9 protein-coding genes are annotated in these 14,566 nt (G+C 37.3%); 1 reads left to right on the forward strand and 8 read right to left on the reverse strand.

The window, feature by feature from the left end; translation table 11 throughout:
• The first annotated feature begins 3 nt into the window (after positions 1–3).
• Entirely contained in the window at positions 4–180 is a 177-nt protein-coding gene (locus tag Q0940_RS01045) for a hypothetical protein (RefSeq protein WP_299262868.1), read from the forward strand.
• Here the strand turns inward: Q0940_RS01045 and Q0940_RS01050 are convergent.
• The 8 genes from Q0940_RS01050 to Q0940_RS01085 are packed head-to-tail and all read right to left on the reverse strand — an operon-like array spanning position 175 to position 14,533.
• Positions 175–8,061: an LPD38 domain-containing protein gene (locus tag Q0940_RS01050; RefSeq protein WP_299262869.1), complete on the reverse strand. Its 7,887-nt coding sequence runs from the start codon at positions 8,059–8,061 to the stop codon at positions 175–177. The two genes, Q0940_RS01045 and Q0940_RS01050, sit on opposite strands and share 6 nt — an antisense overlap.
• Positions 8,054–9,199 carry a hypothetical protein gene (locus Q0940_RS01055; protein ID WP_299262870.1) on the reverse strand — a complete coding sequence of 382 codons (1,146 nt, stop codon included), beginning with the start codon at positions 9,197–9,199 and terminating at the stop codon, positions 8,054–8,056. The genes Q0940_RS01050 and Q0940_RS01055 overlap by 8 nt, the downstream gene beginning before the upstream one ends.
• Before the next feature lie 10 nt (positions 9,200–9,209).
• On the reverse strand, positions 9,210–9,440 hold the full coding sequence (locus tag Q0940_RS01060) for a hypothetical protein (protein ID WP_299262872.1): 231 nt from the start codon (positions 9,438–9,440) through the stop codon (positions 9,210–9,212).
• An 18-nt stretch (positions 9,441–9,458) separates the two neighbouring features.
• Positions 9,459–9,875 (reverse strand): hypothetical protein, encoded by a 417-nt coding sequence (locus tag Q0940_RS01065; protein ID WP_299262874.1) that lies wholly within the window; start codon positions 9,873–9,875, stop codon positions 9,459–9,461.
• Positions 9,876–9,877: 2 nt separating this feature from the next.
• A complete protein-coding gene (locus tag Q0940_RS01070; protein WP_299262876.1) occupies positions 9,878–10,507 on the reverse strand; it encodes a hypothetical protein in 630 nt (209 codons plus the stop codon).
• A complete protein-coding gene (locus Q0940_RS01075; RefSeq protein ID WP_299262878.1) occupies positions 10,500–10,922 on the reverse strand; it encodes a hypothetical protein in 423 nt (140 codons plus the stop codon). Before Q0940_RS01075 ends, Q0940_RS01070 begins: the two co-directional genes overlap by 8 nt.
• A 43-nt stretch (positions 10,923–10,965) precedes the next feature.
• Entirely contained in the window at positions 10,966–12,924 is a 1,959-nt protein-coding gene (locus tag Q0940_RS01080; RefSeq protein WP_299262879.1) for a hypothetical protein, read from the reverse strand.
• Entirely contained in the window at positions 12,917–14,533 is a 1,617-nt protein-coding gene (locus Q0940_RS01085; RefSeq protein WP_299262881.1) for a hypothetical protein, read from the reverse strand. Before Q0940_RS01085 ends, Q0940_RS01080 begins: the two co-directional genes overlap by 8 nt.
• Between the last annotated feature and the right edge of the window lie 33 nt (positions 14,534–14,566).

Below are 14,566 nucleotides of genomic sequence, written 5' to 3' on the forward strand. Positions count from 1 at the left end.
AAAATGATAAAATTTCTCAAAGAATACACGCCAATTGCATTCTCATTCCCATTAGTTTGGGCATTAGGAGCTGTCATTATAACAATAGGGCTAGATAAAATTGGTTTACCTAGCCCTTGGCCTTATGTGATTTATTTCATCATTGGCACTTATTGCACATTAAGAACGTTCAGATCATAAATACTTCAATCCTAACTCATGCTTCATTTTTGAAAACTTCAGAACTAATTCAAGCTTCTTATCTTCAATATCAGAAACTCTACTCTCTTTTTGAGCAGAACTTAACTTACTAGCTTCAATTGTTCTTTTTACCTTATTGAGTTGGCGTAATTGCTTTTCGATAGACGCAGAAAACTTCTGAAGCTTCAATTCATTTGAAAATTCGTTTCTATATGAATTTCTTTTTTCACCATGTAACGATTTAAAGTTAGCCTGGTATTTATTTAACAAATCTTTTGCATCGTAAAACTCACCGATTGAAGCTTTCGGGTTCAACTGTTTATAGAATCGTCTTGAGAATGGAATATCATTTTTAGTGATCTCTTTATCATCTACCGCTTTTGATGCTAAGTTTTGCCAACGAGAAGCAAACTGCAATACACCGCCCCCCATAAACTTAACCAAATGATCAATTGATTGTGGGGCAACATCAATCGCACCAGGTAAGTATTGATCACCACCCGTTATATCATTCATCCAAGTAGCTAAGTTCTTCGACCACTCCCAAGTATATTTGTTACCTAAGTGTGAATCAGATTTTTGAGCACCATACCCAGATTGTGACGGATAAATTTGGCCACCAAAAAAGTTTTCATTCACAGCCATTTCAACAAATGGTTTGATCACCGTCGGTGAAATTGTTCTAACCCAGCCGTTTTCAACATCACTAGATGATTGAACACCAACTGGTGAAAATGCTCCCATAGCCGCCATAACAAGATCAGCTGAAGCCGAACCAACAGATTTACCTTGTATAGCACCATCAATAGAATGTCCCATTGCAGCTAGCACGTTGTAACCATAAGGCATTGGAAATGCAAAGTAATCACCATCACCAAGCATTAGAACAAAGTTAGTTGCTTTAACATGGTCTGGTACTTTGTCATAGAATGGAACTCCATCCTCATCCTCACCACCGATCTCACGCATTAAGCTAGCCATCATTACCGTTGCACCAACAGCACCAATAGCAAGCTTTTGGGATAAATTGTAAAACTTAGGGTTCCACATCGATTTACTTCTATCTTTTGGAGTTGCTAATGCTCTCAACATATTCGTTGTACCTTGAACACTCGCATTCGCAAACATGAAGAAAGCGTTCAAGGTGTTGCTTATTTCACCTTTACGATTAAAGTTAATCGTCAAATTCTTAGACAGAGAAGCCGCTTGTTTAACTGAAACGCCCTGCTCTCTAGCATGATAATAAGCACTAAAACGAGTTGCGTTTTCAACAATCTCATTATAATCAGCAACAAAATCAGCAACAACCATTCCCGATTTTTTCACATTGGCAAAGACAGTGTTGTTTTCTCTACCAATGGCACCTTTAAGATCCCCCGCTAGTTCATCAACACTTTTTTGATTCACCCAACCAGTTTTTGAACCGGCTTCTAGGAATTCTTTAACGTAGCTACCAAACTTTGCTTGTTGCGCATTTTTACCTTCATAATCGTCATTACGTAAAGCTCTACGCATTGCCCCCATTGCTTGAGGTATTGATTTAACCATTTTACTGGCCATCTTTTCAGAGTTCAGTGCTTTACCGTCAGAAACTTGTGTTTCAGTTATCATATTCGCAACAGCTGCTTGAATATCACGCGCAAAGTTAGTGAGCATAAATTCAGGGTTCCACATTGTTACCAATGCTGAAAGCGTCCTAGTGAATTTACTCAACAATTGAACAGCACCATTCATTTGATCAACACCAAGATTATTCATTGCCTGGTTTAAAAGTGGGTCATGTATTTTTATGAATTGCTCAACACCATCAACTTTAGTTTTAAAGTAATCATCACTTTGTTTCATTTCATAAGCAGACATTTTAACTATGACAACATTGCCATCTTTATCACGGCCACGTTTCATATCTGGTTTTGATTCAGTAAATACTTCCCAAAGGTCTGGATCAGGGTTGTCATTAACTAGCTTCAAGAAAGTGTTACCAACATCGTTTTTGTGGGCTCTAATGATTGCTTGAGTTGTATCATTGATAGTGTGAAGAAGTGGTGACTCAGCTAATGAACGTCTCCCCATTGCTCTTATAGTTTCACGCCCTTTAATATTGAAGCCGCTACCAGATTTAAAACCTCTACCTTTACTGTCTTTGCTACCTTCTTCTTTTGCATAACCTTTTAATGGCACATAATTTTTATATTGGCTTTGCCAGTTTTCAACTACATCATTAGTTTCTAAGCCATGCTTGATCATTAACTCTCGACTATAAGAAAGCATTTCTTGAACTTTATCTGATACAGCTTCTAACCCAATGTGCTTACCTTCCAATACGGCTTTATTTAGAATTGATTCTGCATCAGCATTAGACATACCGGAACCGGCACCGTTTAATTCAGGATTGATCTTGTTAATGTAAGCGTTACGCTCTGAAGCATGTTTTGCTATTAAATAAAGATCCACTTCATCTTGAGTCAATTCATGCTGAGCCATTATTTTTGGTATTTCTTCCACATGTTTGATTTGTAACTCATGAATAGCGTTACCGGCTTTACCGTGAAACGCTTCTTCAGCTAAGTACGCATCATTATTCTCATTCACGCTTGGAAGTTTGCGTTGAATCACTAATAAGCGCTGAAACTTATCCTGAATCGTTCTGATCACTCTGTCTTGAAGTGTTTCATCAGGTATTACTATTCTGTCAAAACGTTCGTTTACCTCCTGTTCAGTACGTAATTTAGTATTTCCATGGTTATTATCAACAACGTTACGCTTGCCAGCCTTAATCTGCTTAGCAATTCGATCCGCTAAGTTTCTAATTTCTGAAGCCGATATTTGACCTTTGGCAAGGCCAACTTTTCTTAATGCTGAACTTAACCAGGCTTGAATGTAATCAAATAACTTTTCAACTTTATTGCGACCATTTTCAATGGTAAATGCAAAAACCTCTTCGGCTTGTACGTTGATTGGCTGTGTAGAGTAAAACTTATCTGACTTAATTTTATTCCATACATCTTTTAATGAAGGGTCTTTTTGTGACGCTATTATTTGGCTAAAAAGAGATTGTTTATCCGATTCTTTAAAAGTATCTAGAGCATAATGACCAAGGATTTCATGCCGTAACGTTGCTCGTATATCTTCTACTGAAGATATATTATCTGCTGCAAGGGTAAGAACTTCTAGATTAGAGTCGTATACTCCTTTGATCCGGCCGTACTTTTCAACTGTTACTTCAGAGCCATACAATTCCTGTTGTGTATTCTTAACCTGAACATCTAACTTCAAATTACCATTGTATGATGCAATAAAATCATTCGCTATATTTTGAACAATATTTAACGGCATTCCCTTTGGAGTAGAATCGTTTTTAACTATTGAAGTACTAGGGTTATCTTGTCGATAAAACATAACTCCTTTGTCTGTTTTCTTAGTTTTAAGTGTATTAAACAGATTGTCATAAGCTCTAGTAACAGCTTCCATTTCACTTGCTAAAGGGTATAGGTAAGGTTCGTCAGTTCCAAAGAGTTCGTTTGATTTATTATGAACGTCTTCATCCACAATATTTGCCAAGTAATCACTTTGGTAACCAGAGCTAGTTAACTTTTCAATTACATAACGTTCAAATGTTCGAGCTGTCATTTCTCTTACGGTACCCCAATAGTCTTTACTTCTGGTACCGTCAGCTTTAGCAGAACGTTCAGCCAATTCCGTTTCTGTTTCTATTGATTTTTTTAACCCTTTAAATGCATCATAGACAACACCTCGAACGTCAAAATCATCGGGTGTGGCTTCACGCCACTTATGCGTATTCTTATCTAAAACTCCACGTTTACGGTTGTGCTCGGACATATATTCGCCCGATTTTTTATCACCCGAATCTAACTTATCCATTCTGGCAAAATAGTTATCTAACGCATGAAACCACTCATGGGCTAAACTACCAGCGCCCTGCTTTTTGGTTAAGTTTATAACTATTTGATCAGGTTCAAAGTGAGCCATTGCAGCATTAATACCACCACGACCACGAGCCCCAAACGCTAAACCTAATTCACCATTAAGTGATAATGCTTTAGGTGGCACATTCAATAAGTTTGATAAATCCATCAAGCCGTCAAACGCATTGTTTAAATCATCTTGTCGTTTACCGCCCTCAACCCAATTACCAAATTGCACACCTCGAAAGCCAAATGTACTATCAAACTTTTCAGGCGTGACATTTTCACCGTCACGATGATCAATACCAATTCTAGGGTTGTTGTCAGACCGCCTAACGGCTCTAAGCTTTCGCTTCTCTTTAAGCAATTCAACAAGCTCAGTATTATTATCGAGAATATAAGCTCTCGCATCATTCACTTGCTGAAACTGCTTCAATTCGATAAATTTATTTGGAGCTAACTTCTTACCTAAGAAAATAACGCCAGGTTTACCTCGCTCACTCCATATATCAAACTTAGACAATTTCTTACCATTGCTTTCAAAACTCTCAGTAACATTTTGCTTTATGTATTCTTGCGCTTGCTCAACTGTGTCGAAATGCTGTTGATTAGACATGCCGCCAAAGCCTGACTTTTTAGAACTGTCAGTAACAACCCATTTATTAACATTTTCTTCTCCACGAAAATAAGTAAAATGAGCGTCGACAATTGTGTATTTTGCTAGTTCATTTATTCGATCTGGTTCAATATCTTTTGCAATATCTAATACGTGGTGTAGGTTTTTTAATACCGACGATGATTGCCCTTTCCTGTTTAAACCATCAATTAACAACTCGGGGCCATTCTTACCAATCTCTAATAACTTGCTAGACATGTGCCTTGCGTCAGAAACTTTCTGAGACCAACGATCTAACTTTCCAGCTTGTCTAGGTTTGCTAGGTATCTGATGGCGTAAGTGTGAAATAAAGGCCAATACTCGCTTATCAACACCTTCAGCATTTAACTTTTTATAATCAGGTATTGGGAAAGATTTACTAAGCGGTTCTGCTCTTACATCAATATCAGCATCAAACTTTTCACTAATTGTATAATTATGCTTAGCGGCATCATGAAGCACCTCACCAAAATCATCTATCTTGCCAGTTTTAGATTTCGGGGTTATACTTTTATTCGAGACGTTATCAAGGCTAGCTGTGTCATCCTTGTTCTTTGAAATATCAATGTCTGTACTAGTGGTATTTACGTCTCCCCCTCTCTTCTTAAAAGCAGTTAACAACCAATGTTTCTTTTTGTTATCCCAAGTTAAACGCACACTACCTTTATGATCTTTAGACTCTAACTGAGCCCTGTTTTTAGTCTTTTTAATTACCTTCATGCTGTTAATAACATTTTGAAGATCATCAACAACTTCTGGATGATACTTCACTAGTTTAGCTAAACCAAAACCGTCACTTTTAGCGCTTCCCTCTTTACCCCAAACAAGATCAATATCTCCGAGTTCATGGTGACTTATTGCTGCGATTGCCTCACCACTTTGTTCTTGTTTTAATTTCTCTATAGCCCCTTTCGCATCATGTTTGAATTCAGTATATACAGGGCCAAACTCAGAATTAGTTACATTTTCCTCAGCGAACGGTTTGGTTGTCTCGCCTTTAGTCCATTGTTTAAATTCATCCACGTTTACAGGTGATATATTCCCTAAACCTTTCCAGTCTTTATCGTAGTTAGATAAATAAGCTTGTTTAGCTTCTTCAATCGAGTCAAAACCCATCATTACTTTATGTTCGTCGAACTTGCCAGTCACTGGGTCAACCTGATCAACAATAAATACTGGCTTACCGGATTGAGGATCTGGTTTGATAAATACGTCAATTGCATCACCATCAGCCCCCTTAGTACCTGTAATGTCACCATAATGATGTTGCATATCAACAGACCATTTTTGACCGTTAGGATCGATTCCTGAACGCTTGCTTCCTTGAGGATTTTCAATACCTATTTTCATGCCTTCAAATTCAAGCCGACCTAGTTTGTAATTATTGGCTTCTTTTTGCGCTTCAGTAGGTTCAGCTAAATCATTACTTGGGCTAGTGGCCGCTTCATGAGCTGCTAAATCAATTTCAGAATTAGCGGTAATTTCAGTTGCAATATTCTTATCTACAACCTTATCCACGTTTTCTGTTGATAAGTTACTTTCAGCTGGATCAAAAACGGCACCTTCATTTGGTGCCGTTTCATCTAACGTTTGGTTATTAATTGGTTCAGGTTCTGGTGAACTTTCTATTACCTTTAATCCAAAACCATCACCCCACTTAGTTGGCTCTACATCGTAACCGGCTCGTATTGCTTTTCTGGCTTGAATAGATTTCAACGCTTCTAATTCAGAATCAAATGCCGAGTTATCATGTTTAACAATAACGCCTGAGTTATCCGGTGCAAAAATAATATCTTTATCTTGAATTTGTTTAAATGGCGCATTGACCTGTTTAGGGTCAGGAACAACTTCACCTTCAAATGTTGCACCAGGTAACTGTTCTAATTCTTGAGTTGTTTGATCAGGTGCAATTACTTCACCTTCATGCTGGAATTTAATAGGAGAGAATCTATCTTCTGGAGTTGGTGACTTATCCAATGGAGCAGCGTTTACCATATCTTGGACAGATGGTGCGCTATGTTGCTCTAAATCTTGTAATGATTGCTGTGAAGGGCTTGTAAGCATATCCCCGACTTTAGAGACTTCAACATCAGTTGCCGCGCCCATTTTACGTGCAGCGGTTGGAATATCATAGTCGATGCCTTCTTCCTGCTGTTTTAATGCTTCAAAGAATTCAGGGTGATTTTGTTCAATTTTACTATTCTCATCTAAATCGACTTGTTCAAGTTTTGATGGTTCAAGTTGTTTTAATTCAGAGTCAGCTTCAAACACACCAAATATTTCATCAGATATACCAAACTCTTGCTTTAACGTCCTAGATGCTACAGCTCTTGATTCAATCTCTGATAAGCCACGATTTACACCAGCCTCAATTAATCGTGTTCTAACAGTATCTATAGCTTCATCTTGAGCTATTCCATTGTTAACCATTTCTTGTATGCCGTTCTTAGCTATTGGAGCTGACTTTTGCTGCCATTTCATTGCATGTTGTGCGCTTTCAGTTGTACTACGCATAACACCACCAGCAACAAATCCACCAACAAAAGCTTCATCTAGTTTGTCTATTTCTGAAATATCTTTACCAGCCCCCCATTGTGCTAGAGCTTCTTGTCCAGCTTCAGTTAATCCCTCACCTGTTGAGCCTTTAATAATATCAAGAATGAAATTCTTATCTTTGCTCAAATTAACAAAGTCACCGCTTTTTAACTTTTTAGCAGTTTCGATAAAACCATCTTTTATAACACTTTTACCTACATCACCAAGAGAATGCTTTATACCAAGTCTCTCTAATGCCATTTGGCCAAAACCTGAAGCCGTAGCTCGAATTGTACTCTTCTCGGTTTCAGGTTGCTTGCTGTAAGCTTCTTCAGATAATCCAACAGCCATTCCAAATGCACCAACTCCTGTTGCTGCAGTGGCCATTGTAGGTACAGAGCCCACTATTAATTCACCGGCATAACTACCAAAATCACCGACAGACTCAATATCTTTATATGATGAAATCGTAGGTTCATATTCTTTTTGCTCTTCAATATTTCGATCAATCCCCTCCTGTGCCCAGTTAGATAAACTGCTGCCTTGACCAATGGTTTCTGCAACCCTCTGATCAAGACTCCCATCTTCTAAAGTGCTTGGATCAACTCCTGATTCGGCAAAGCCTTTGACAGCTCGATAACTAAGTTCCTGTACCTTGTCGACACCAGCACCAAACGCTTTCTTTAATCCGCCTTTATCATCAACAAACGGATCGATAAAATTTATTTTTTCATCAGAAAATGGATCAATGTATGTATTAATCATTAGTTACATAACCTTGCTGTATTGCTAATTTAAGGGCTTGTTCTTTTGATAGATGAGTGTTTTTTTCAAGAAATTTATCGACAATATTATCTACTGACATTCCTTCTTTTGTACTTGTGTAACCATTTCTGGCTTGACCTGATTCACTATTACCAACTGGCTGAAATTCACCTGAATTAAGTTCTTGGTAACCAGTAGTAGCACCCATATCATCTTTGACTTCTTTCCACTCTGGCTTCACTGATTTATTCTTCCCAATACGACCTAAAGCCTTATTACTTCTCTGAGAGTAGTGATCTTTATTATTAACAAGTTCTGCCATACGTTTGCGAGTTTCAAGACCGGCAAACAATTCGCGCATATCAAACTGTTGAACTACATCATCACTATCTGACGTTCTGCCTTTAGTCATGGGCTGAAGTTCAGTAAAACTTTCACCGTTAGGTTTTTGATATGTGACCTCTAAACCAATGGTCACCTTTCCACTTTCAGTCGGAATTAATTTCGCTACACGCTTATTGGTTACTTTTGCATTTAGCACATGGTTAAACTCACCGATCCCCTGTCGCACCTTTGAATTAAATGCTCCGTTAAACAATTCTAAATACTTTGTACTATTAATTAATTGAGGCGTTTTCTTAGTGAAAGCTTCTTGAGTTAACGCGTGTAATTCATCAACTGTTTTACGATAATCTTCATTTAAGTACGTTTCAGGGTTATAGTCGTTATACTCAGGATGCTCGGAGAAAAAGCTTTTCGCCTGTTCTGATAATTCACCAGTTTCCATAAATTGCTCATGGATATTGGGTAGTTGAGGCGCAATAATACCCCATGCTTTTTGTTCTTTTTGTTGCTCGAGCTGCCAATTAGCTGCTTTATTTCGAGTTTCCGACAAGTTTAAAAGAGACTTTTTGTGCTTACTATCTAACTCGTCGCTCTTAGCATTACGCTCTTTATTATATTTAATCTGTTCATTTCTATATTGAATATCTTCTTCACGTTGTTTATTACGCTGTGCTACTTTAAGCGCATTTTGCGCATCAATATCTGACAATCTTTCTCGTTTAAATTCACGGTCTTCATGCTGTTCCATCATTTGAAACCCATCTTTAAAGCCGTCTACTATTGCAGAACCCATAACTTTCTCCTTAAATTGAACCTGCTAGTAATCCGATAGTTCCACCTATGGCAGCACCATAAACTCCGCCCACTTGAAAGCCGATAACTGCACCACTAGTGGCTCCACTCACTTGATTAGATTTATGTTGAGCATCTAACTGATCATTTTGCATTTCACGGTTATTTTCCATATCAGCTAAACTTTTAAGGGAGGTGTTTGCTCTGTTTTTAGTTGATTTACCAACAGCTAGTAAAGACATAATAAATACCTTATTAAGTTAAGTGACGGATGAACCGCCCTGACCTGTTATTATTTTGGTTTGAAGATCTTCGTTAGCTTGTCTAGTTTCATTATTTAATGAAGCCGTTGCTAAGCTTTTGGAAAGATTTGAGTTTGTACTTCCTTGTTCCGTCTTTGAAGTATCAAGCCCAAAGCGACCTCTTTTCACTGAATTATTAAGATCTGAGAGTCGATAAGAATTATTTATGTTTACATCGTTACGCTCCAATTGCTCATGAAGTAACGTATCGTTTTGTGACAATGCAATTAAATTGTTCTGAATGGGTATATATCGATTTTTATAATCTTCCCATTGCTCTCTCGTCAAATCGGCTTGCATATCTTGGAAACTATTAGTGCTTTCTTCGACAGCCGTACTCTCTTCTTGGTTATTTGTTCCTATTGATGAAAACACGATTATCCTCCCCCGTTAAAATTATTCATGTATTCACTGGAATATCCCTCGCTGGATGATCCTAATGTTTCAGAGCTAGGTGTGTTTAAAGAGTTACTAAACACAGCTCCACCTACAGCACCAATAGCTCCGTTAATGTTATTAACTTCTTGTTGATTAATGCTGCTATCACTGGCCGCTTGACGTTGTGAGTCTCCAGCTAAATCATTTAAACTAGATACTGATTCAGTGGCTTCTCCTTGCCCCATAGATACAACGTTACTTAGTTTATCGATATAACGATTTTGGCCTTGAACTTCCGATGAGGTTTGCGATTTAGCTGAATTGATAGCATTTAGATCAGATAACTTTTGAGTTGTTTCTTTGTATTTTCCAGAACTTGGGTCGACACCTGATGATTGTAAATTTGATTCGACAGCTGCTAAGGATTTAGAGTTAGACGTTGTTGTAGCTAAATTGGTATTTTTTGAAATCTCATTATATACCCCCTCATCATTACTACTTAGAGCCTCCGATATCACTTGATTTTCAATAGGTACGATGTTTGTTTTATAATACTCCCATTCTTCCCCCATCACTTTTGCAAGTTCTTTCTCGTAAGCTGTTTCTTCAACTTCATTCGAGCTATTCATTATTTTTCCTCAAGTAATAACGCCAAATTGTACTGTTATCGATAATTCCACACATACTCCAATTTTCGCGCACAGCAACTCGGCTCATTCCTTTTCTAAAGGTAATAAACTCTAGGTATTCAGCATGTATTGATTGGGCAATTGAAACTAATGTCGGCGTATATGTGCTTAGTGAATTTGTTGATTTGTTGTATGCAAACAAGAGTTCTAAATATGTAAAATCAGAATGTCTTGGCCTTAAAACCACAAAACCATCAGGTGATAAAAACAAAAAAGCCCACTCGTTTGAGCAGGCTTCGTCGATAATTTTATATATATTAGGGGAGTTCCCTTTGATGCCGACTTGTTCAATAGTCGGTTTTAACTGGTGCTTATAGATATTCCAATCACACCGTTTTAATTGGAGTTTTTCCATCGTGGTAAAATACTATCCTAAACTGGGAGGGATTTCATTAACATTAAGACAAACTTGTTCCTGGAATAAAACTAGACACTGGTACTGACTCCGCTAACTTTATTTGACCAGCTTTTACAGTTCGAGTTGCATCTGTTATGACTTTTACCGAAAAAGCAGTATTGCTCGTTTGTTTAGAAACACTTATAGGTGAAACACTAGGAAATATAAGCAATTTCGTTACTTCTTCAAAATCATAAGAGCTCACTATTTGGGTAGTTGAAGTGTATTTTTTTACACTACCTAAATAATATTCCAAATAAACCGACACATCATTAGTTTCATCATAGTCAGCTTTAAAACCGTTTACTTCTATCGCAACCGCGCCTATTACTAATTGTTTTGCTATATCTGATGTGTTAATCGCTCCTGCGAAAATTTGTGTGGATTGAGCTGATATTTTTATAGTTTGAATCACACTGCTTCTAGTGCCGTAGTGCCTTAAGTCGTAAACATCACCTTCAATATTTTTAGCATAAATACTCGACGCTAGTATCTGGTTTGCTAACAAGTTCTTTACATAAGCACTAGTTATTTTAGTCGTTATTGCCAAAGATAAACCATCAACATTACTAGAGCTTATTTTCCCACTTGAAGAAAAAACAGTATTGCCAGCTGAATCTTTAATTGTAACAGAGTGTAATGTGGCGGTATCTAATACAGCTGACTTCGCAACCATATTACCATTTGGATCTATGGAGAAGTTGTTAGACCTAACGCCAGTTTCTGGGTCATAGTTTATTGATGGTGTTTTAAAAATAGAATCTACTGTAATGCGATTTGATAATAGTTCATCAGTTACCAATGATTGTATAAATGCCTGGTCTATTAATGCGTTTGTCATTACCGTTTTATCATCAACAACAGAAAATATAGGGGTTAAATCCTCTGGGTCTTGTGTGGTAATTACTGCTAGCTTTGCTCCTTTAATGGCAAAAATCGGATATCGTCCATCATTAACTAATCCGAATGAACTTGTTATATCCCCAACTTGAGTTTTAACTGCCCACATAGCCCATTGTTCATCATTGGTAGCAACAGTCTCACTGAGTGTTTTAAGATTTGCAGCAACACTATTACCATTTTCATCCTCAATTTCAGATTTTAACGTTGTGCTAGCTTGGCTAATTGCTTCGTTAGCTGACGCCTTAGTGTAATAATCATTAATAATCGTTGCTTGTGCGTTATCAAATGAAGATCTAAGTAATGATAATTTTCTACTAGTCGCATAAATATCATTAGATAATTGCTCTGTTTCCTCAAGGAAAACAGCCTGTCTAGATAATTCCACCATTGCATTAACATCACCATTTAATGCTGTACTAATGATATTCTCAGCAATAATGTCAATATTTTCATTTTCATCCTCAAGTGACTGTCCAAAAAAGTTACTTAAGTGAGACTTTTCAATCATTCCACCTATTTCATTCAAGATGTGTTCAGCACTTTCCTGTGTTTGTACCTCCAAACCATCAGCCCCTGAAATTGGGCCCGCCATATCAACTTCATTAACAAACTTTATCCAATAGTAATACATTGCCCCCATGTTCACTTGATCACTAAAAATTGTCGTTACTTCTGTTGCAATACGAACGGCAGTAGAAAAGTCATCACTATCTGATCGATATATTTCAGTATATGCATGGCCTCTATATGTTGGTTGATCCCACTGCAAGGCAATAAATGTAAAACCGCCTTGGCCTGTAAAATTGACAGGTTTATGTGGCCGCTCGATCCCAACATTACTAATTGGCAAGCCGCCTGGATTAGTTTTATTAGACGTTATAGATTTTGCCAAAGCTTGTTTCTGTAACTGATTAAGATTAACTAAATCACTATACAATAATGCTCTATTTAGACCTCCACCTCTTTGTCCTGTAAGTAATTCTACGTTTTCAATTATAGATTGCTGCGATGAATCTTGACGGCCTGTTCTCTTAATACCCGAAAATGCACTAGCCATTTATCACCTGTTTAATTTCAGACATAGAAGATCCTATGATTATTGATTGAATATCGGTATCGCCATACAATTCAAATTCCCAAAACTGTCCTCTAGTACTCGGTATTCTAAATGCTACTTCAGGAATTTTGCCTGGCTTTAGATGTAAGATTTCTTTTCCATCTGTAAACAGTTTAAAGCCAGCCTTTTGTAACTCCTCACCTCTGATTAATACAGCACCGAAATTTGTATCATTAAAACGATATTCCTTAGAACGCCATCGGTAAGATAGTTTCGTTAATGATGAATTCCATTCTTTTAATTCGGTACCATTAAACAAATATAATGTGTCATCCAGTAAGCTATTAAAGCCACAAATACATTCTTGAGATAAATGACGAAAATCGCCTGAAACAGGATCAAAAATAAAACATTCACTATCACCATAAAAACCTAAATATCGCCCTTCCTGATTAAACGCTTTGATAGTTTTAGGTTCATATTTTTGCCATTGTTTTCTGGTGATAATACTTCCTGTAATGTTTTCAGCACCATCGGAAACCAATGCTACTAAACCATCAGGGCTTGCATACATAACAACACCACCAACGATTAGAGCAGACTTTCTACTTAAACACGCTTGCGCACTTTCAACTTTATAACCTGATATACTATCAGGGCTTGATCCTGAGAAGATCCAAGGAAAACCTTCAGTCAATACAGCTATAGAATTCCCCATAGGTACGACAGCAACAATATTGTGCTCCGTTGTTCTTTGATATTTTGATGGCCATGCATAAGGTAGGTAAGCTTCACAAAAGTACAAAGTGTTGCCAGTAAACCCAACCATTATCCCATTAGCCATTGAACACAAACCTTCAAGATTGGACGGTGGCATTTCATAATCATAGGTATCTAGAGTTAACCCCAACTCTTCACCTAATAACTCATCTATATATTCAACATCAGCGATTGGGATCTCAGCAACCATCAAATAATCAGAAAGCCCACCACCCGTTACACTTCTATATATTCTACGATGTGTAATATTTGATAAATTTTCATTCGGTGGTGAAAATGACAACGTTACAAATGTTTCACTATCATTTGGAAATTGAATAATTATTTTTTCTGAAGCATCACCAGGTGGACCTTCTTCACCAGCCCCGGTAACAAAAGTATGCGTATAATAACGCTCTTCATTATCGTTTATGTCTTCGTCGGGGTCAGTGGATTCGGTTACAGCTGTAATAATTGCAATCTCTGGCGCTTGAACTCCTAATTTATAAGAAACTGCAGGCTTTGTAATGCCATCAAATATTTCATTATTCGTGACTTTAGGATAGCTATCACCAGTGAAGTACAGACGTTGATATGGATCATTAGCAATTAAACTTGGTACAACGTCAACGTCACTTTCCCAAGAGAACCAATGAGTATTTAAGTACTTAAAAATTGTTTTGGTTTTTGCATCTAAGGCAATATCGATAACCGAAGAATCGTAAAGAGCCGACAAATTTCCATTATCAAAATGGCAATTGTACGCTACTTGTGAAGCTTCATTTGGTAATAAACGAGGGTCTAATTTAGGTCGTTCACCTGCAAATGTTTCTAAATAAATTATAGGCATAATAGGATTCAACTAATTTGAAAATGGTAATAA

The sequence above is a fragment of the uncultured Psychrosphaera sp. genome (assembly GCF_947500655.1).
Lineage (GTDB): Bacteria > Pseudomonadota > Gammaproteobacteria > Enterobacterales > Alteromonadaceae > Psychrosphaera.